Annotated in this window: 14 protein-coding genes and 1 tRNA gene; 4 read left to right on the plus strand and 11 right to left on the minus strand. The window is 71.4% G+C overall.

Going from position 1 to position 19,459, the window contains the following annotated elements; all coding sequences use genetic code 11:
• Nucleotides 1-163: 163 nt before the first annotated feature.
• The 4 genes from ABT123_RS05355 to ABT123_RS05370 form a co-directional block, all read right to left on the minus strand.
• Nucleotides 164-1,900, minus strand: coding sequence for an FG-GAP repeat domain-containing protein (locus tag ABT123_RS05355; RefSeq protein ID WP_351309996.1), 1,737 nt, complete (start codon nucleotides 1,898-1,900; stop codon nucleotides 164-166).
• A 214-nt stretch (nucleotides 1,901-2,114) separates the two neighbouring features.
• On the minus strand, nucleotides 2,115-3,857 hold the full coding sequence (locus ABT123_RS05360; RefSeq protein WP_351309998.1) for an FG-GAP repeat domain-containing protein: 1,743 nt from the start codon (nucleotides 3,855-3,857) through the stop codon (nucleotides 2,115-2,117).
• A gap of 192 nt (nucleotides 3,858-4,049) precedes the next feature.
• On the minus strand, nucleotides 4,050-4,721 hold the full coding sequence (locus tag ABT123_RS05365; protein WP_150212100.1) for a TetR/AcrR family transcriptional regulator: 672 nt from the start codon (nucleotides 4,719-4,721) through the stop codon (nucleotides 4,050-4,052).
• A complete protein-coding gene (locus tag ABT123_RS05370) occupies nucleotides 4,721-5,701 on the minus strand; it encodes an acyl-CoA desaturase (RefSeq protein WP_351310000.1) in 981 nt (326 codons plus the stop codon). Before ABT123_RS05370 ends, ABT123_RS05365 begins: the two co-directional genes overlap by 1 nt.
• 337 nt (nucleotides 5,702-6,038) lie before the next feature.
• Here ABT123_RS05370 and ppc point away from each other — a divergent pair, with 337 nt between their 5' ends.
• Nucleotides 6,039-8,768 carry a phosphoenolpyruvate carboxylase gene (gene ppc, locus ABT123_RS05375; RefSeq protein ID WP_351310002.1) on the plus strand — a complete coding sequence of 910 codons (2,730 nt, stop codon included), beginning with the start codon at nucleotides 6,039-6,041 and terminating at the stop codon, nucleotides 8,766-8,768.
• A 53-nt stretch (nucleotides 8,769-8,821) separates the two neighbouring features.
• On the opposite strand, the gene pth is transcribed toward ppc, so the two are convergent.
• From pth to ABT123_RS05400, 5 genes are all read right to left on the minus strand, one after another.
• Entirely contained in the window at nucleotides 8,822-9,418 is a 597-nt protein-coding gene (pth, locus tag ABT123_RS05380) for an aminoacyl-tRNA hydrolase (RefSeq protein WP_351310004.1), read from the minus strand.
• A gap of 90 nt (nucleotides 9,419-9,508) precedes the next feature.
• The gene (locus tag ABT123_RS05385) at nucleotides 9,509-10,099 is read right to left on the minus strand and encodes a 50S ribosomal protein L25/general stress protein Ctc (protein WP_351310006.1); all 591 of its coding nucleotides are present in this window, start codon (nucleotides 10,097-10,099) and stop codon (nucleotides 9,509-9,511) included.
• Nucleotides 10,100-10,293: 194 nt separating this feature from the next.
• The gene (locus ABT123_RS05390; RefSeq protein ID WP_351310007.1) at nucleotides 10,294-11,274 is read right to left on the minus strand and encodes a ribose-phosphate diphosphokinase; all 981 of its coding nucleotides are present in this window, start codon (nucleotides 11,272-11,274) and stop codon (nucleotides 10,294-10,296) included.
• A gap of 124 nt (nucleotides 11,275-11,398) precedes the next feature.
• Nucleotides 11,399-12,847: a bifunctional UDP-N-acetylglucosamine diphosphorylase/glucosamine-1-phosphate N-acetyltransferase GlmU gene (gene glmU, locus ABT123_RS05395; protein ID WP_351310009.1), complete on the minus strand. Its 1,449-nt coding sequence runs from the start codon at nucleotides 12,845-12,847 to the stop codon at nucleotides 11,399-11,401.
• Nucleotides 12,848-12,953: 106 nt separating this feature from the next.
• A tRNA-Gln gene (locus tag ABT123_RS05400) sits at nucleotides 12,954-13,029 on the minus strand.
• A 132-nt stretch (nucleotides 13,030-13,161) separates the two neighbouring features.
• Here ABT123_RS05400 and ABT123_RS05405 point away from each other — a divergent pair.
• The gene (locus ABT123_RS05405; protein WP_351310011.1) at nucleotides 13,162-14,445 is read left to right on the plus strand and encodes a sensor histidine kinase; all 1,284 of its coding nucleotides are present in this window, start codon (nucleotides 13,162-13,164) and stop codon (nucleotides 14,443-14,445) included.
• 63 nt (nucleotides 14,446-14,508) lie between these two features.
• Here the strand turns inward: ABT123_RS05405 and ABT123_RS05410 are convergent, their stop codons facing one another.
• Both ABT123_RS05410 and ABT123_RS05415 read right to left on the minus strand, forming a co-directional pair.
• Entirely contained in the window at nucleotides 14,509-15,015 is a 507-nt protein-coding gene (locus ABT123_RS05410) for an SUKH-3 domain-containing protein (protein WP_351310012.1), read from the minus strand.
• On the minus strand, nucleotides 15,012-15,542 hold the full coding sequence (locus ABT123_RS05415) for a YwqJ-related putative deaminase (RefSeq protein WP_351310013.1): 531 nt from the start codon (nucleotides 15,540-15,542) through the stop codon (nucleotides 15,012-15,014). Before ABT123_RS05415 ends, ABT123_RS05410 begins: the two co-directional genes overlap by 4 nt.
• A 226-nt stretch (nucleotides 15,543-15,768) precedes the next feature.
• On the opposite strand from ABT123_RS05415, the gene ABT123_RS05420 reads away from it, so the two are divergent.
• Entirely contained in the window at nucleotides 15,769-16,761 is a 993-nt protein-coding gene (locus ABT123_RS05420; RefSeq protein ID WP_351310015.1) for an SMI1/KNR4 family protein, read from the plus strand.
• Nucleotides 16,762-16,768: 7 nt separating this feature from the next.
• Complete coding sequence (locus tag ABT123_RS05425) at nucleotides 16,769-19,321, plus strand: SUKH-4 family immunity protein (protein WP_351310017.1); 2,553 nt, start codon at nucleotides 16,769-16,771, stop codon at nucleotides 19,319-19,321.
• The last annotated feature ends 138 nt before the right edge of the window (nucleotides 19,322-19,459 follow it).

Raw genomic sequence — 19,459 nt, forward strand, 5'->3', positions numbered from 1 at the left:
AAGGCTATCCGCGGCACCTGATGAGGCAGAAGAGGTTTTCCGTACAACCTTTGGCGGACCCCGGCTGTCGGCGTCGGCCGGGCCTGGCGGAACGGGCTGCGCCCCGTCACCGGGGACCCGGTGGCGGGGCGCAGTCTGGTGGCGATCCGGCAGGCGCGAGCCGTTAGTTGAAGCTCTTGTAGATGCCCCAGTTGGCGTCGATCCAGTGGCGGCTGTTGAAGGTGTGGGTGCCGCCCCAGCCGGTGGCGGTGTAGCCGTAGAGGTTGCCGTTCCCGTCGCGGGCGACCAGGTCGGCACGGCCGTCGCCGTTGATGTCGCCGGGTGCGGCGATGGCGGAGTAGCCGTTCCAGCCGCCGCCGATCCACTGGCGCTCGCCGAACGGCGCCTTGGCGTTGCCGGTGCCGGGGTGGATGTAGAGGTTGCCGTTCCAGTCGTGGCCGATGATGTCGGTGCGGCCGTCGCCGTTGATGTCGCCGGCGCCGACGATCGCCTTGTAGGTGTTCCAGTAGGGGCCGACCCAGGTCGGGGCCCAGAACTCGACGCCGTCGTTCCAGCCGGCCTTGAGGTAGAGGTTGCCCCAGATGTCGCGGGTCAGCAGGTCGCCCTTGCCGTCGCCGGTGAGGTCGCCGGGGCCCACCACCAGGTCGGTGTTGGTGTAGTCGCCCGACACGTTCTGCCCGAGGGTCAGGTTGGTCAGGGCGGAGCCGCTCAGGCTGAGCTTGTGGCCCCAGTTGGTGGGGTTCAGGCCCGCTGCGTTGACCAGCTTGCCGGTCGCCGGGAAGGCGTTCCAGTTGCCGCTGTTGTAGCGGTTCGGCGCGAACTTGCCGTTGGTCTGGTTGACGTGGCCGAACGCGCTGTTCGACTCGTCGACGCCGTACACGCCGTGCTTGCCGTACACCGGGGTGATGCCCTGGCCGACCATGATCTCTTCGTTGACCGCGCCGCTGCCGAGCAGGTAGCGGGGGTGGAACTTGCCGAGGCCCTTGCCGACGTAGAGGTACAGATCGCCGGAGTGCGTGATCCCGACCAGCTCGGCGCGGCCGTCACCGTCGACGTCGTCGATCGCGACGATCTTGTTGTACGCGTTCCAGCCGCCGCCGACCCAGGCGCGGGCCTTGAACGGGGCGGAGGCCGAGCCGGTCCCCTTGTAGTAGTACAGGTGGCCGTTGGGGTCCTTGGCGACCAGGTCGGCGATGCCGTCGGCGTCGAGGTCGTTGGTGCCGACGATCTGGTCGTAGGCGCCCCAGCCGCTGCCGACCTTGACCCGGCCCGCGAACGGCTCGCCGCTCTGGTTGCCGGTGCCCTTGTACAGGTAGAGGTCGCCGGAGGGGGTGCGGGCCAGCAGGTCCGGGCGGCCGTCCTTGGTCAGGTCGCCGGCGCCGATGACGCGGTTGTAGATCTGCCAGCCGTAGCCGGTCCAGCTCGGAGCGGCGGTGCCGGTCTTGTTGGCCTGGTGGAGGGTCAGGCGGCCGTCCGCAGCCAGCTGCAGGACCTCGGGCGCCTGGGTGCCCCGGACGTTGCCGACGGCGATGATGTCCTTGACGGTCTCGTTCTGGTCGTTCCAGAACGAGTACGCGCCCTCGCCGCCGGTGTTGGACAGCGAGACCGCGCCGTAGCCGGTGACGCTGCGGAACAGCCAGTCGCGCTGGCCGTCACCGTCGATGTCGAGGCGGGCCTTGCCGCCCGAACCGACGAGCGCGGACTTGCCCGGCGCGGCCTCGCCCTTGGCGGCGGCCACGCCCGCGCGCAGCTTCGCCTGCGAGGGCATCGTGGAGTCGGCGGCCGGGGCCGGCTTGTCGGCCGCCACGGCGGGCGCGGCGGCGAGCAGCGTGCCCGCGGACAGGGCGAGCGCGGTGCAGGCCGCGAGGCGGCCCAGGCGCTGGGAGCGCGAAGAAGACAAAGGGGTTCCCCCTGGATCGAGCAGGTGAAACCGGGTGGAAGTCGACACTCGCGGGCCCGCGGAACAGCGGGCGGCACGACGAATGGATCATTCCCCCCCGGGAAAGTACTCGAAGGCTATCCGTGCGTTTCCCGAGGTAGAAGAGGTTTTCCGTACAACCTTTCGCCGACTCCGCTGTCGGCGCGGTGGTGCCGCCCGCTGCGAGCGTGAGCTGTTAGTTGAAGCTCTTGTAGATGTTCCAGTTGGCGTCGATCCAGTGGCGGCTGTTGAAGGTGTGGGTGCCGCCCCAGCCGGTGGCGGTGTAGCCGTAGAGGTTGCCGTTCCCGTCGCGGGCGACGAGGTCGGCGCGTCCGTCGCCGTTGATGTCGCCGGGTGCGGCGATGGCGGAGTAGCCGTTCCAGCCGCCGCCGATCCACTGGCGTTCGCCGAAGGGTGCCTTGGCGTTGCCGGTGCCGGGGTGGATGTAGAGGTTGCCGTTCCAGTCGTGGCCGATGATGTCGGTACGGCCGTCGCCGTTGATGTCGCCGGCGCCGACGATGGCCTTGTAGGTGTTCCAGTAGGGGCCGACCCAGGTCGGGGCCCAGAAGTCGACGCCGTTGTTCCAGCCGGCCTTCAGGTAGAGGTTGCCCCAGATGTCGCGGGTCAGCAGGTCGCCCTTGCCGTCGCCGGTGAGGTCGCCGGGGCCGACCACCAGGTCGGTGTTGGTGTAGTCGCCCGACACGTTCTGCCCGAGGGTCAGGTTGGTGAGCACGTTGCCGTTCAGGCTGAGCTTGTGGCTGCCCCAGAAGCCGGGGGCCATGCCCGCGGCGTTCACCAGTCTGCCGGTCGCCGGGAACTGGCCCCAGCCGTCGTTGACGTAGCGGTTCGCGACGAAGCGGCCGTCGTACTGGGTGAGGTGTGTGTACACGGTGTTGGACGCGTCGACGCCGGACACGCCGTTCTTGCCGTGGACCGGGGTGATGCCCTGGCCGACCATGAGGTCGAAGTGCTGCCAGCCCTTGCTGAGCATGTACCGCGGGTGGAACGTGCCCGCGCCCTTGCCGACGTAGAGGTACATGTCGCCGGAGTGCGTGATGCCGAGCATTTCGGCGCGGCCGTCGCCGTCGACGTCGTCGATCGCGACGATCTTGTTGTAGGTGTTCCAGCCGCCGCCGATCAGCGCGCGGGACTTGAAGGGGGCCGCGGCAGAGCCGGTTCCCTTGTAGAAGTACAGCTTGCCGTCGGGCTGCTTGGCCACGAGGTCGGAGACGCCGTCGGCGTCGAGGTCGTTGGTGCCGACGATCTGGTCGTAGATCTGCCAGCCGCCGCCGACCTTGACCCGGTCGGAGAAGGGGTTGCCGGACTGGGCGCCGGTGCCCTTGTACAGGTACAGATCACCGCCCGGGGTGCGGGCCAGCAGGTCCGCACGGCCGTCCTTGGTCAGGTCGCCGGCGCCGATGACGCGGTTGTAGATCTGCCAGCCCGTGCCGGTCCACAGCGGGGCGGAGGTTCCCCGGGCCTCCGCCGTGTGCAGGCTCAGGCGCCCGTCCGCGGTCAGCTGGAGGAGCTCGGGCTGCCTTCCGCCGCGGACGTTGCCGAGGGTGACGATGTCCTTGTGGGACTGGATCCGGTCCTGCCAGAAGTCGTAGCTCGCAGCGGACAGAGAGCTCTCGCTGTAGCCGAAGATGGTGCGGTACACCCAGTCGCTCTGCCCGTCACCGTCGATGTCGAGCCGGGGCTTGCCACCGGAGCCGACGAGCGCGGACTTGGCCGGCGCGGCCTGGCCCTTCGCGGCAGCCGTGGCCTTGCGGAGCTCAGCGGCCGACACGCCGGGCCGGGGAGCGTTGGCGGTGGGGGCGGGGCTGCCGGGGTTGCCGGTGGCGGCGGCCGGCGTGGCCGCGAGCAGGCTGCCCGCGGCCACGGCGAGGGCGGTACAGGCCGCGAGGCGGCCCAGGCGCTGGTAGCGCGAAGAAGACAACGGTCCCCCTGGATCGTGCAGGTGAAACCGGGTGGAAAGATCGAGTTCCCCCCCGGAATTTAGCTGCAGGCTATCCACGGGTTTCCTGAGGCAGAAGAGGTCCCCAGTACAACCTTTGGTGGCTTCCGTCCGTCGCCCGCCCGGCGCATCCGCCCTGCTCAGGGGGGATGGGCGGGGCGGGCGGGCGACGCCTCAGTTCTTGCGGTGGCCCACCAGTCGCGGCTTCGCCTCCAGGCCGTCCAGCCCGTGCCAGGCCAGGTTCACCAGGTGGGCGGCCACTTCCGCCTTCTTCGGGCGGCGCGTCTCCAGCCACCACTGGCCGGTCAGCGCCACCATGCCGACCAGCGCCTGCGCGTACAGCGGGGCCAGCTTCGGGTCGAAGCCCCGGGCCTTGAACTCCAGGCCCAGGATGTCCTCCACCTGCGTGGCGATATCGCTGATCAGCGAGGCGAAGGTGCCAGTCGACTGGGCCACCGGGGAATCCCGGACGAGGATCCGGAAGCCGTCCGTATAGCTCTCGATGTAGTCCAGCAGGGCGAAGGCCGCCTGCTCCAGCAGCTCCCGCGGATGGCCCGCGGTCAGCGCCCCCGTCACCCCGTCCAGCAGCTGCCGCATCTCCCGGTCCACGACGACTGCATACAGCCCCTCCTTGCCGCCGAAGTGCTCGTACACCACCGGCTTGGACACCCCGGCCTTCGCCGCGATCTCCTCGACCGAGGTGCCTTCGAAGCCCTTCTCCGCGAACAGGGCGCGACCGATGTCCAGCAGTTGCTGGCGCCGCTCGGCGCCCGTCATCCGGACCCGGCGGCCACGCCGGGGCTTGTCGCTGCTGGAATTGCTGCCGTCGATCGCCACGTCACCCATCATGCCGGGTTCGCGCTCTTTTCCCGGCGCCGGGCGTCGATCCGGGCCCCGCTCGGCCAGCGCACGTCCGTTGCCCAGCCGAACACCTCGAACCAGCGGATCAGCCGGGCGCTGGAATCCACCTGGCCGCGCAGCACCCCGTGCCGGGCGGAGGTCGGGTCCGCGTGGTGCAGGTTGTGCCAGGACTCCCCGCAGGACAGCACCGCCAGCCACCAGACGTTGCCGGACCGGTCCCGGGACTTGAACGGCCGCTTGCCCACCGCGTGGCAGATCGAATTGATGGACCAGGTCACATGGTGCAGCAGCGCCACCCGGACCAGGGAGCCCCAGAAGAACGCGGTGAACGCGCCCCACCACGACATCGTGACCAGGCCGCCCACCAGCGGGGGGATTGCCAGCGACAGGATGGTCCAGAAGACGAAGTCACGGCTGATCCGGCGGATCGCCGGGTCCTTGATCAGGTCCGGGGCGTACTTCTGCTGGTCGGTCTGCTCCTCGTCGAACAGCCAGCCGATGTGTGCCCACCACAGGCCCTTCATCAGCGCCGGGAGCGTCTCCCCGAACCGCCACGGCGAATGCGGGTCGCCCTCGTGGTCGGAGTACTTGTGGTGCTTGCGGTGGTCCGCCACCCAGCGCACCAGGGGGCCCTCCACCGCCATCGAACCCGCGATGGCCAGTGCGATCCGCAGCGGCCGGTTCGCCTTGAAGGAGCCGTGCGTGAAGTAGCGGTGGAAGCCGATGGTGATGCCGTGGCAGGCCAGGAAGTACATGAACACCATCAGGCCGAGGTCCAGCCAGCTCACCCCCCAGCCCCAGGCCAGCGGAACCGCCGCCAGCAGCGCCACGAAGGGGACGGTGATGAAGAGCAGCAGCGCAAGCTGCTCCACCGAGCGCTTGTTCTCTCCGCCGCGGGTGGCGGATACGGGCGGCACGCCGGCCGCCTCCGGAGTCTCTTCGAGCAGATCGGGGCTGAGGGTCATGGGGCGTCCCCTGGGGGGTGAGGAGTCGGCAGGCGCTCTAGGCTACGGAACCGTAACCTACGGCATCGTAAGTATGGCAAAGCCCGGCCGTGCGGCAAGACCCGGCGAAACACCGGCACCCGCCCGCACCCCGGGAAGCGAGCACGCCGCCAGCGGGCTTTGACCAGGCACCTCGCCCGGCCGCCTATCCTTGTGTCGTCGGACAGCGCGGTCCGCACGGGCAGCCCGAGCTGCGCAACAGATGACGGTCCCCCGGACAGACTCTGGGGGAGCACCGCCGCGCGCACCCGGGTGCCCCACCTCCCAGTAGCGCGACACACTGCAAGGAGCCGCACCTGTGAGCAGTGCCGACCAGTCCACCCCGAACGCAGAGCTGCGCGCGGACATCCGCCGCCTCGGCGACCTCCTCGGCGAGACCCTCGTCCGCCAGGAAGGTCCCGAACTCCTCGACCTCGTCGAACAGGTACGCGCCCTCACGCGCACCGACGGCGAAGCCGCCGCCGAGCTGCTCGGCAACACCGACCTGGAGACCGCGGCCAAGCTGGTCCGGGCCTTCTCCACGTACTTCCACCTCGCCAATGTCACCGAACAGGTGCACCGCGGCCGGGAGCTCCGGGCCCTGCGCGCAGCCGAGGGCGGCCTGCTCGCCCGCACCGCCGACATGCTCAAGGACGCCGACCCCGAGCACCTGCGCGAGACGGTCAAGAACCTCAATGTGCGGCCCGTTTTCACCGCCCACCCCACCGAGGCGGCCCGCCGCAGCGTCCTGAACAAGCTGCGCCGCATCGCCGCCCTCCTCGAAGAGCCCGTCACCGGCGCCGGCGACCGCCGCCGCCACGACCTCCGGCTCGCCGAGAACATCGACCTCGTCTGGCAGACCGACGAACTCCGCGTGGTCCGCCCCGAGCCCGCCGACGAGGCCCGCAACGCCATCTACTACCTCGACGAGCTCCACGCCGGCGCCGTCGGCGATGTCCTCGAAGACCTCGCCGCCGAACTCCAGCGCGTCGGCGTCGAGCTGCCCGCCGGCACCCGCCCCCTCACCTTCGGCACCTGGATCGGCGGTGACCGCGACGGCAACCCCAACGTCACCCCCGAGGTCACCCGGGAAGTCCTGATCCTCCAGCACGAGCACGGCATCACCGACGCCCTCGAGCTCGTCGACTTCCTCCGCGGCCTCCTCTCCAACTCCATCCGCTACACCGGAGCCACCGAGGAACTCCTCGCCTCCCTCCAGGCCGACCTGGAACGCCTCCCCGAGATCAGCCCCCGCTACAAGCGGCTGAACGCCGAGGAGCCGTACCGCCTCAAGGCCACCTGCATCCGGCAGAAGCTCGTCAACACCCGCGAGCGCCTCGCCAAGGGCATCCCCCACGAGGAAGGCCGCGACTACCTCGGCACCGCCGAGCTTCTCTCCGACCTCACCCTCATCCAGACCTCCCTGCGCGAGCACCGCGGCGCCCTCTTCGCGGACGGCCGGATGGACCGCACCATCCGCACCCTCGCCGCTTTCGGCCTCCAGCTCGCCACCATGGACGTACGCGAGCACGCCGACGCCCACCACCACGCCCTCGGCCAGCTCTTCGACCGGCTCGGCGAGGAGTCCTGGCGGTACGCCGACATGCCCCGCGACTACCGGCAGAAGCTCCTCGCCAAGGAGCTCCGCTCCCGCCGCCCGCTGGCCCCCACCCCCGCCCCCCTGGACGCGGCCGGGCAGAAGACCCTCGGCGTGTTCGGCACCATCAAGGACGCCTTCGAGAAGTTCGGCCCCGAGGTCATCGAGTCCTACATCATCTCGATGTGCCAGGGCGCCGACGACGTCTTCGCCGCCGCCGTCCTCGCCCGCGAGGCCGGCCTGATCGACCTGCACGGCGGCTGGGCCAAGATCGGCATCGTGCCGCTGCTGGAGACCACCGACGAGCTCCGCGCCGCCGACGTCATCCTCGACGCCATGCTCGCCGACCCCTCCTACCGCCGCCTGGTCTCCCTCCGCGGCGACGTCCAGGAGGTCATGCTCGGCTACTCCGACTCCTCCAAGTTCGGCGGCATCACCACCAGCCAGTGGGAGATCCACCGCGCCCAGCGCCGCCTCCGCGACGTCGCCCACCGCTACGGCGTACGCCTGCGCCTCTTCCACGGCCGCGGCGGCACCGTCGGCCGCGGCGGCGGCCCCTCCCACGACGCGATCCTCGCCCAGCCCTGGGGCACCCTCGAGGGCGAGATCAAGGTCACCGAGCAGGGCGAGGTCATCTCCGACAAGTACCTGGTCCCCTCCCTCGCCCGGGAGAACCTCGAACTGACCGTCGCGGCCACCCTGCAGGCCTCCGCCCTGCACACCGCCCCCCGCCAGTCCGACGAGGCCCTCGCCCGCTGGGACGCGGCCATGGACACCGTCTCCGACGCCGCCCACAGCGCGTACCGCGCGCTCGTCGAGGACCCGGACCTGCCGGCGTACTTCTTCGCCGCCACCCCCGTCGACCAGCTCGCCGACCTCCACCTCGGCTCCCGGCCCTCCCGCCGCCCCGACTCCGGCGCCGGCCTCGACGGCCTCCGCGCCATCCCGTGGGTGTTCGGCTGGACCCAGTCCCGGCAGATCGTCCCCGGCTGGTACGGCGTCGGCTCCGGCCTCAAGGCCCTCCGCGAAGCCGGCCAGGACGACGCCCTCGCCGAAATGGGCGAGCGCTGGCACTTCTTCCGCAACTTCCTGTCCAACGTCGAGATGACGCTGGCCAAGACGGACCTGCGGATCGCCCGCCACTACGTCGACACCCTCGTCCCCGACGAGCTCAAGCACGTCTTCGCCCGCATCGAGGCCGAGCACGAGCTCACCGTCAACGAGGTCCTGCGCATCACCGGCGGCCAGAAGCTCCTGGACTCCAACCCGGTCCTCCAGCAGACCTTCGCCGTCCGCGACGCCTACCTCGACCCCATCTCCTACCTTCAGGTCTCCCTGCTGGCCCGCCAGCGCGCAGCCGCCGCAGCCGGCGAGGCCCCCGACCCGCTGCTCGGCCGCGCCCTGCTGCTCACCGTCAACGGTGTGGCGGCGGGCCTGCGCAACACCGGCTGAGACATGACAGTGCCCCCACACCGGCCGGTGTGGGGGCACCGTCATGTCCGGGGTCAGGAGTTGTACGTCGACTGGGCCCGCTCCAGGCCCTCCAGGACCAGCGCCTCCACCGCGTCCGCCGACCGGTCCACGAACCAGTCCAGCTCCTTGCGCTCCGTCGAGGAGAAGTCCTTCAGCACGAAGTCCGCGACCTGCATCCGGCCCGGCGGACGCCCGATTCCGCACCGCACCCGGTGGTAGTCCGGTCCCATCGACTTCGTCATCGACTTCAGACCGTTGTGGCCGTTGTCCCCGCCGCCCAGCTTCAGCCGCAGCGTCGCGTAGTCGATGTCCAGCTCGTCGTGGACGGCGATGATCCGGTCCAGCGGGACCTTGTAGAAGTCGCGCAGCGCCGTTACCGGGCCGCCCGACAGGTTCATGAACGACATGGGCTTGGCCAGCACGATCCGCCGGTTCGCCGGACCCGGCGGGCCGATCCGGCCCTCCAGCACCTGCGCCCGCGCCTTGTGCGCCTTGAACTTCCCGCCCATCCGCTCGGCCAGCAGGTCGGCCACCATGAAGCCGATGTTGTGACGGTTGCCCGCGTACTCGCCGCCCGGGTTGCCCAGGCCCACGACCAGCCAGGGCGTCGTCACGTCGTCGTCCGGCATCGAAAGCTCCTTAACGAAGACGACCGCCGTCCCGCTCCAGTGGAGCCGGACGGCGGTCGGTCAGCAACAGCTGAGGTGAACGGCCGAAGATCAGGCCTCGGTGCCCTCGGCCTCGGCGGCCTCGGCGGCCGGCTCCTCGGCCTGCGGGGCGACGACCTGCAGAACGGCGGTCTCGCCGTCCACGGCCAGGGTGGTGCCCTTGGGCAGGACCAGGTCCTTGGCGTGGATGGCGGCGCCGGCCTCGAGGCCCTCGATGGAGACGGTGACGGCCTCGGGCAGGTGGGTGGCCTCGGCCTCGACCGTGATGGTCGTCAGCAGGGTCTCCAGCATGTTCGCACCGGCGGCGAGCTCGCCCTCGGTCTGGACCGGAACCTCGACGGTGACCTTCTCGCCCTTCTTGACGATCAGGAAGTCGACGTGCGAGATGGTGCGCTTCAGGGGGTGACGCTGCACGGCCTTCGGCAGGACCAGCTCGGTGCCGTCGCCCGCGATGTTCAGGGTGATCAGGACGTTCGGGGTCTTCAGCGCCATCATCAGGCCGTGGGCCTCGACGTTGACGTGCTTCGGGTCCTGGCCGTGGCCGTAGATGACCGCGGGGGTCTGGGCGGCGCGACGGGCCTGGCGGGCAGAGCCCTTGCCGAAGGTGGTGCGGAGCTCGGCGGAAAGCTTGACGTCGGACATGCTCACTCCTCGTGGGGTGACAGAAGAACGGACAGGTCACCCGGCCACGGATCGCAGCCTGCTACGAAGAGCGCGTCGATAACGGATCGCCGCACATGAGTGCGGCCTCCCTCGCCGAGCAACTCGAAGAGTCTACCCGGCGGGGAGGCCGCACCCCAAAACGATCTACAGCACAGTGGCTGCTACTGCTACTGCTACTGCTGCTCTTCCTCGAACAGGCTCGTCACCGAACCGTCCTCGAACACCTCGCGCACCGCGCGGGCGATCATCGGGGCGATCGACAGCACCGTGATCTTGTCGAGCTCCAGGTCCGAGGGGTCCGGCAGGGTGTTCGTGAACACGAACTCGCTGACCTTCGAGTTCTTCAGGCGGTCGGCCGCCGGGCCGGACAGGATGCCGTGCGTGGCCGTCACGATGACGTCCTCCGCACCGTGCGCGAACAGCGCCTCCGCCGCTGCGCAGATGGTGCCGCCGGTGTCGATCATGTCGTCCACGAGCACGCAGACGCGGCCCTTGACCTCACCGACGACCTCGTGGACGGTCACCTGGTTGGCGACGTCCTTGTCACGGCGCTTGTGCACGATCGCCAGCGGCGCGTCCAGCCGGTCGCACCACCGGTCCGCCACCCGCACGCGGCCGGCGTCCGGAGAGACGATCGTCAGCTTCGTACGGTCGACCTTGGCGCCCACGTAGTCCGCCAGCACGTTCAGCGCCGACAGGTGGTCCACCGGGCCGTCGAAGAAGCCCTGGATCTGGTCCGTGTGCAGGTCGACCGTCAGGATCCGGTCCGCGCCTGCCGTCTTCAGCAGGTCCGCGACCAGACGCGCCGAGATCGGCTCGCGGCCCTTGTGCTTCTTGTCCTGGCGGGCGTACCCGTAGGACGGCACGATCACCGTGATGGAGCGCGCCGACGCGCGCTTCAGCGCGTCGATCATGATGAGCTGCTCCATGACCCACTTGTTGATCGGAGCCGTGTGGCTCTGGATCACGAAGCAGTCGGCGCCGCGCGCCGACTCCTCGAAGCGGACGTAGATCTCACCGTTCGCGAAGTCGAAAGCCTTGGTCGGCACGAGCTCGACACCGAGCTGGTGCGCGACCTCCTCGGCCAGCTCGGGGTGGGCGCGGCCGGAGAAGAGCATCAGCTTCTTCTCGCCGGTCGTCTTGATCCCGGTCACAGCACAGTCTCCTCAGACGTGTTGAAAGCTGCTCGCCCCCATGTGCGTCCGTCCCGCACACGGTGAGCCAGCCGAATTGCGTGCACTTATCACGGTACGCCGTCGCCGACGCACCTGTTTCCGGTCAGCTCTCGGCCGGGACCTCATCGGTCGCCGACTGAGCGGCCTGCGCAGCCGCGCTTCCCGGACGCTTGCGGGCCACCCAGCCCTCGATATTCCGCTGCTGGCCACGGGCGACGGCCAGTGCGCCGGGCGGCACATCCTTGGTGATCACGGAGCCGGCGGCCGTGTAGGCGCCGTCCCCGACCGTGACGGGCGCCACAAACATGTTGTCGCAGCCCGTCTTGCAGTGCGAGCCGATCGTGGTGTGGTGCTTGTGCTCGCCGTCGTAGTTCACGAACACGCTGGCCGCACCGATGTTCGTGTACTCGCCGATGGTCGCGTCGCCGACGTAGGAGAGGTGAGGGACCTTCGTCCCCTCGCCGATCGTGGCGTTCTTCATCTCCACGTACGTGCCGGCCTTCGCCTTCGTGCCCAGCCGGGTGCCCGGCCGCAGGTACGCGAACGGACCCACGCTCGCCGAATCCCCGACCACCGCACGGTCGGCCACCGTGTTGTCCACCCGCGCCGACGCACCCACCACGGTGTCCGTCAGCCGCGTGTTCGGTCCCACCTCGGCGCCCGCGCCGATCGAGGTCTCACCCAGCAGCTGCGTCCCCGGGTACACGACGGCGTCCTGTCCGAAGCTGACCGTCACATCGATGAACGTACTGCCCGGGTCCACCACGGTCACGCCCGCGAGCATCGCCCGCTCCAGCAGCCGCGCGTTCAGCAGCGCCCGCGCCTCGGCCAGCTGCACCCGGTTGTTGATCCCCAGAATCTCCCGGTGGTCCCCGCCGACCGCGGCGCCGACCCGGTGCCCGGCCTCCCGCAGAATCCCCAGTACATCCGTCAGGTACTCCTCGCCCTGACTGTTGTCCGTCCGCACCTTGCCGAGCGCATCGGCCAGCAGCGCACCGTCGAAGGCGAACACCCCGGAGTTGATCTCGCGGATCGCCCGCTGGGCGTCGGTGGCGTCCTTGTGCTCCACGATGGCCTTCACGGCCCCGGACTCGGCGTCCCGCACGATCCGGCCGTAGCCGGTGGAGTCCGGCACCTCGGCGGTCAGCACGGTGACGGCATTGCCGTCGGCGTCGTGCGTCGCCACCAGCTGGGCCAGGGTGTCCCCGGTCAGCAGCGGAGTGTCCCCGCACACCACGACCACGGTCCCGCCGACCCGCCCGCCGAGCTCCTCCAGGGCCATCCGGACGGCGTGCCCGGTCCCGTTCTGCTCGTACTGGACCGCGGTCCGCACCCCGGCATCGATCGCCCCGAGGTGTGCGACGACCTGCTCCCGGGCGTGCCCGACGACCACGACGAGGTGTTCGGGGTCCAGCTCACGGGAGGCGGCGACCACGTGACCGACGAGCGAGCGCCCGCAGATCTCGTGCAGCACCTTGGGGGTGGCGGACTTCATGCGGGTGCCCTCACCCGCTGCGAGGACGACGACGGCTGCCGGGCGGTTGGCGCTCACGGGGATGCCCTTCGGCTTCAGGGGGTGGACGCACGAAGGATACCGGGGGGTTAAGGGGGGTAAACGAGCGCGGGTCCCGACTGTTAAGTCAGGACCCGGTTGGTATTGGCTCCCCCGTCAGGACTCGAACCCGAACCTAATGGCACCAAAAGCCACTGTGCTGCCAATTACACTACGGGGGATCAAACCCGACCAAACAGGACATTGCGCCCTGGTGATCGAGTCGACGCACCTACTATGCCGCACCAGGTGCCTTCGACGCGACGGTACAAGGCCCAGCCTGCCGACAGACACCCGCCCGTAGGCTGGGTGGTATGACCATGACGGGGGAAAAGCAAGGCGGCGAGGGTCGCGCGGGACCATTGTGGTGGGGGCGGCCCCGGGAGGCCGCCTTGGATGTGGGGCTCGGCGTGGTGTCCGCCGCCGAGTGCGGGTTCGAGGGGGTGGCCTTCGCGCGGGAGGCGGGGCTGCCGACCGCGGTGGGGGTGGGGTTCGGGGTCCTGGTGGGATCCATGCTGGTGCTGCGCCGGCGGTGGCCGGTCGCCGTGGTGCTGCTCGCGCTCGCCGTGTCGCCGACCGCGATGGGGTTCCTGCTCGGGGTGGTGGCGCTCTACACGCTGGCCGCCTCCGAGGTGCCGCGCCGGATCACGGTGCTGCTGGCCGTGCTGTCACTGACCGCGACCTTCGCCGTGACGTACGTACGGACCGAGGGCGACGTGGAGGCCAGCGGAACGTATCTCCTGGTGCTGTCGGGGTTCATCGCCATCGGGCTGACGGCGCCGCCCGTGCTGCTCGGCCTGTACATAGGCGCCCGGCGGCGGCTCATGGAGAGCCTCCAGGAGCGTGCGGATTCGCTGGAGCGGGAGCTCGGGCTGCTGGCGGACCGGGCCGAGGAGCGGGCCGAGTGGGCGCGGCAGGAGGAGCGGACGCGGATCGCCCGGGAGATGCACGACGTGGTGGCGCACCGGGTGTCGCTGATGGTGGTGCACGCTGCCGCGGTTGCGGCGGTGGCGCGGAAGGACCCGGAGAAGGCGGCGAAGAACGCGGCGTTGGTCGGGGACATGGGTCGGCAGGCCTTGACGGAGCTGCGGGAGATGCTCGGGGTGCTGCGGGCGGCGGAGAAGCAGGTGCAGCCGGTGCGGGCGGCGGCTGCGGCTGCGGTGCCGGTGGCCCTGGTGGCTTCGGTGGCCGTGGTGGAGGAGGGGCCGACGCTGGCGGAGCTGGAGGTGCTGGTCGGCCAGTCGCGGGCGGCGGGGATGGCCGTGGAGCTGGTGGTCCAGGGGGAGGCCGCGGGGTATGCGGCCGACGTGGAGCAGACCGCGTACCGGGTGGTGCAGGAGGCGTTGACCAACTGCCACAAGCACGCGCCGGGGGCGCGGGTGACCGTACGGCTGGCTCACCGGGGGGACGAGGTGGCGATGCAGGTGGAGAACGGACCCTGTGACGGTGAGGCGAAGGGGGCCGGGCTGCCCAGCGGGGGGAACGGCCTGGTGGGGATGCGGGAGCGGGTGCTGGGGCTCGGCGGGGTGTTCGTGTCCGGCCCGACGGATGCCGGGGGGTTCCGGGTGTCGGCGGTGCTGCCGGGGCGGTCCGGGTGACGGCGCTGCCCGCCGGGTGCCCGTACGAGCGGGAGGCCGCCGGGCCGCCGCCTGGCCGGCGGGTCAGGTGGTGAGGCGGGTGGGCTGGAGGCCGGTGAGGAGGGCCGTGAGGGCTTCGTCGATGCCGGCGCCGAGGTACCAGTCGCCGGTGTGGTCGATGGAGTAGACGCGGCCTTCGGCGTCGAGGGCGAGGTGGGAGGCGCCGTCGGCCTCCACGCCGAGGGGGCAGAGCCGGGTGGAGAGGGCGCGGCCGAGGTCGGCGAGGGTGCGGGCGAGGTGGAGTCCGGTGAGCGGGTCGAGCCGGAGGGGGGTGGGGGCTATCTGGCGGCCTGGGCCGGGGGCGGTGATGGTGAGGCCGCCGAATTCCGCCCAGGCCTCGACGGCCGCGGGGAAGACGGTGTGCTGGTGCCCGGCCGGGGTGGTGTGGTCGCGCAGGGCGTCGGCCCAGTATTCGGCCTGCTTGATGTCCCAGCGGCCGGGCTGCCAGCCGGCGGTGCGCAGTGCGGTGTCGACGACGGGCGGGAACCGGGTGGCCGAGGACCGGTCGTAGGAGGCAGAGGTGGCGGTCATGGCTTCTCGGGGGTGGTGAGGTCGACGGGGCGGACGCCGAAGTGGGCGAGGAGTGCGTCGCAGGAGCGGCAGGGCGGGGCGTAGCTGCCGTGCAGGGGGTCGCCGTCCTCGCGGATGCGGCGGGCGGTGATCCGCGCGTTCTTGAGGGCGCGGCGGGCTTCGCTTGCGGTGAGGGGTTTCCGGGAGGCCCGTTTGCTGCGGGCGCCCTCGACGGTGGTGAGGTGCCGGGAGAGCAGGATGGCTTCGGGGCAGCGGCCGGTGAAGCGTTCGCGCTGGTTGCTGGTGAGGGTGTCCAGGAAGTCCTGGACGAGGGGGTGGAGCGCGGGGGGCTGGTCGCCCTTGCCGGCGGTGCTGGTGAGGGTTTCGCCGCGGACCGAGAGCGCTGCGGCGACGGTGGGGAGGATGCCGTCGCGGCGGAACCGGAGGGTGGGCGCGGTGTGGCCGTCGGTGGCGCTCCAGCGCAGGCGGGGGTCGCCGGCCGGTGCGGTGGTGTCCGGCGGCCCGTTCCGTGTTGCCGTGTTCTGCATGTGTGTTCCCTCCCGTGGCGGCGGTGGTGGCCGCGGTCGCGCACGCCCCCGTGCTGCGGGGACAGCCTGCCAAACGTCCTCATGGGCGCGGAAGCGGGGTCGAATATTCGTATCAATTCGGATGTTCCGGGGCGGCGGGCGGGGGTGGAGCGCGGGGGAGGGGGCGCCTCTTGCAGTACCGCATAGGCTGTGCTGAACCAGCCAGATCCAGCAGGGGGCTACCGCCATGACGACAGGTCGGCTCGGGCAGCAGGCCGCGCCACCCAACGCCGCGTACTCCGGGCAGGTCGTGCACTTCCCGGACCCCGTCCGGGCCGCCCGGCATCCTCAGGGTGTGCGGATGGACGCGGACGGGCATCCCGATTTCGCTCCGTACGCGCGCGCGGCGGTGGAGATCGCCGAGCCGCCGGAGGGCTTCGGTGTGGACGAGCTGCGCCTGACGGACTGCGTGTCGGCGAACGCGGCGATGCATGCGGCCGGGCACGAGCTGTGGGACACGGTGGCGTCGGTGGCGACTCCGCACGGCTGGACCTGGCACCACGTGGCGGGCACGCGCCGGCTGGAGCTCGTCCCGGTGGAGGTGAAGGCGCTGCTGCGGCATCACGCCGGCCTGGCGACGGCTCCGGTGGACCACGAGAAGCGTGGCACGCGGCCCTTGCAGGAGGTGCGTCCGGTGCACCTGGGGCTGCCGAAGTCGGTGGTCTCGGTGTCGGAGGAGCAGGTGCAGGGGGTCGAGGAGGACCTCGGCTACCGGCTGCCGGAGGCCTACCGGTCCTTCCTGAAGGCCGCGGGCGGGTGTGCGCCGGTGGGCGCGGGCCTGGACGTGGAGCTGGGTCTGCTGGTGGACCAGCCGTTCTTCACCGTGCGTGAGGAGGCGGCGGTCAACGACCTCGTGTACGCGAACAAGTGCCTGCGGGACCACCTGACCAAGGACTACCTGTGCGTCGGGTTCGTCCAGGGCGGTCTGCTCGCGGTGAAGGTGAAGGGCGAGGCGCTGGGTTCGGTGTGGTTCTCGCCGTACGACGACGCGCGTGACCGGGACGGCTGGTCCGTCCAGGAGCGGGTGGAGCGGCTGTTGCTGCCGTGCGGTGCTGATTTCGACTCCTTCCTGGAACGGCTGGCGGGGAACCCGCCGGAGCTCGAGACGGTGGCCGGTCTCATGGTGGACGGCGGTTTCGCACGCTCGGTTCCGGTCTCTGGGCCGTCGGTGGAGGGGTGATTGCGTCGTGGTGACGTTTGCGCAGGCGCAGGAGCGCGCCGAGGAGTGGATCAACGGGGACATGCCCGCGTACCAGCACCGGGAGGTGCGGGTGCGGGAGTTCGGCCTCGGGTTTGTGGTGTGGGCGGAGGACCGTCCGGCGGGTCCGGTGTCGGGGGGTGGCCGGCAGCGGCTGGTCATCGCGCGGGACAGCGGTGAGGTGACGCTGTGGCCGGGGCTGCCGGTGGGTGAGGTGATCCGCCGGTACGAGGAGGAGTACGGGGCTGCGGTGTCGGGCGGCGGCCAGGAGGCTTCGGTTCCGCCGCCGCGGATCGACTCGGAGCAGACCTCGTTCATGCTGAGTCCGCCGGAGTGGCTGCGGGAGGCGGGGGCGTCGGCGATTCCGGCGACGCCGCAGGGGCCTGCGGCCCCGGTTTCGGCTTCGGGCGCGGCCTCGGCTTCGGGCGCGGCCCCGGTGCCGGTTTCGGCTCCGGCCTCGGTCCCGGCTCCGGTCTCGGATTCTGCTTCCGCGCCGGCGCCGGCGCCCATGTCAGCTCCGGTTGCTGCTGCCGGTGCCGACGCCGTCGATCCGTTGCGCCGCGGGAGTGTGCCCGCGGAGGCGGCGCCGGCCGCCGCGGAGGCCGGGCGTGCGCCCTCGGCCCCGGAGGAGGTGCCCTTGGGCGCGACCCCGTGGGCCGGGACGGATGTGAACCAGGGACCGGACGACGTGTCCGTGCCGCTGCCCGCGACCGTGTTCGCCCCGCCGCTGTCCGGTACGGATCTGGAGGACGTGCTGTCCCCCGCGGTGGAGCCGGAGGCCAAGACCGCGCTGATGGCCGGTGGCAGCCAGCTGCCCCGCACCGCGGTGGCCCCGGCGATCGATCTGAGTGCCGGCGGACCGGGTGCGTCGGCTGCCCCGGCTGCTCCGGGTGCTCCGGGTGCTTCGGGCGGTGCCGAGGACATCGCCGACGCGCCGACCAGCAAGGCCCAGGTGCCGAGGCGGCCCGCGCCCGCGGCCGGCGGGGACGGGCACCATGCCGCGACGGTGCTGGCGGGCCCCCCTGCGGGTCAGCCCGCGCCGCCCGGTCCGCCTGGTCCGCCCGGTGCGCCGGGTGTGCCGGCCGCGCCCGGTGTCGGTCAGCCGCCCGCGCCTCCCGGGCCGCCCGGGGTTCCGGGCGGTGGTCTTCCGCATGCCGCGACCATGCTGGCCGGCCCCGCCGTGGGTCAGCCACAGCCTCCCGGTCCGCCCGGTGCTCCCGGTGCTCCGGGTGTGGGCCAGCCGCCGGCGCCTCCCGGTCCGCCCGGGGTGCCCGGTGGGGATGCGCACCATGCCGCGACGATGCTGGCCGGGCCTGCCGTGGGTCAGCCGCAGCCGCCTGGTCCGCCCGGTGCTCCCGGTGCTCCGGGTGTGGGTCAGCCGCCGGCGCCGCCCGGTCCGCCCGGTGGGGACGCGCACCATGCCGCGACCATGCTGGCCGGCCCCGCCGTGGGCCGGCCGCAGCAGCCCGGTCCGCCCGGTCCGCCGGCGCCGCCCGGGCTCCCCGGGACGCCGCCCGGCGGAGTGCCGCAGCCGCAGCCTCCTCAGCCGCCCGTACCCACCGGGGTGCCCACCGTCGGCCCCGGCTACCAGGCCGTACTGCGCTACCGCGCGCCCGACGGCTCGGAGCAGCAGATCATCCGCCGCTCCGCGCCCGGCACCCCGCACCCGGAGTGGCAGATCCTGCACGAGCTGCGCGCCATGAACGTGCCGCCGCAGCAGGTGCTGGAGCTGCACACCGAGCTGGAGTCCTGTGAGCTGCCCGGCGGTTACTGCGCCCGGATGATCCGGGAGACCTGGCCTCAGGTGCGGATCACCAGCGTGGCTCCGTACGGCCAGGACCACGCAGGCCGCCAGCAGGGCATGCGGCACCTGCTCACCCACCAGGGCGAGCTGCACCAGGTGGCCGACGGTCCGGCGCGTCCGGCTCCGGTACGGGCGCCGCTGCCGCAGGTCCAGTTGCAGCCGGCGATCCCGATGGAGGCGATCGCGCAGGAGCTGGCGGGGGCCTTCGGTCCGCAGGGTGTGTTCCGGTTCGAGCAGCGGGCGGTGTCCCGGCAGGGGGTGCCGGAGATCGTGGCCCAGACCCTGGTCTGGGCTGGTCTGCCGGTGGACTTCGGGCCGTTCTTCTGGGCGCAGGCGGTGCCGGGTCAGCCGGTGCCGACGCTGGCCGAGCTGGCTGCGCAGCGGCAGGTGCAGCCGGCTTCGGACGCCGGCTCGTACCTGGTCGTCGGCAGTGACTTCGGCAAGGCGCTGTGCGTGCAGTACGGCACGGCGCACATCGTGGCGGTGCCGGTGGAGGGCGGGCCCGGTGGTGCGCCGGTGCCTCCGCAGTTCGTCAACTCGAGCCTGCCGCAGTTCGTCCGGTGCATGGCGATGCTGGGTCACATGTGGCGGCTGCGGCAGCATCTGACGCCGGAGCAGGCGGGCCGCTGGACCGTCGATTTCCAGGCGAATCTGGTGGGGCTGGACAGTGCCGCGCTGGCCTCGCCGGAGAGCTGGTGGTCGGTGCTGCTGGAGCAGATGTGGGACGGACTGCTCTGACCGGACGCTGATCGGGCCGCTGTCCGACGATGATCCGAATGGCCGGGCCGGGACCCCTCGACGGGGGTCCCGGCCCGGCCATTCCGGCTTCTGCCCGCAAATGGCGCATCCTTGACGGAAATCCCCGCGAGAGAGGCG

The sequence above is a fragment of the Streptomyces sp. NPDC002054 genome, from assembly GCF_040296685.1.
Classification (GTDB): domain Bacteria; phylum Actinomycetota; class Actinomycetes; order Streptomycetales; family Streptomycetaceae; genus Streptomyces.

Bases quoted from the DNA above. Each gene is read 5' to 3' on its own strand.
- ABT123_RS05365 (WP_150212100.1), bottom strand. From the start codon at position 4,721: ATGGGTGACGTGGCGATCGACGGCAGCAATTCCAGCAGCGACAAGCCC.
- ABT123_RS05370 (WP_351310000.1), bottom strand. From the start codon at position 5,701: ATGACCCTCAGCCCCGATCTGCTCGAAGAGACTCCGGAGGCGGCCGGC.
- pth (WP_351310004.1), bottom strand. From the start codon at position 9,418: ATGCCGGACGACGACGTGACGACGCCCTGGCTGGTCGTGGGCCTGGGC.
- ABT123_RS05385 (WP_351310006.1), bottom strand. From the start codon at position 10,099: ATGTCCGACGTCAAGCTTTCCGCCGAGCTCCGCACCACCTTCGGCAAG.
- ABT123_RS05405 (WP_351310011.1), top strand. From the start codon at position 13,162: ATGACCATGACGGGGGAAAAGCAAGGCGGCGAGGGTCGCGCGGGACCA.
- ABT123_RS05410 (WP_351310012.1), bottom strand. From the start codon at position 15,015: ATGACCGCCACCTCTGCCTCCTACGACCGGTCCTCGGCCACCCGGTTC.
- ABT123_RS05415 (WP_351310013.1), bottom strand. From the start codon at position 15,542: ATGCAGAACACGGCAACACGGAACGGGCCGCCGGACACCACCGCACCG.
- ABT123_RS05420 (WP_351310015.1), top strand. From the start codon at position 15,769: ATGACGACAGGTCGGCTCGGGCAGCAGGCCGCGCCACCCAACGCCGCG.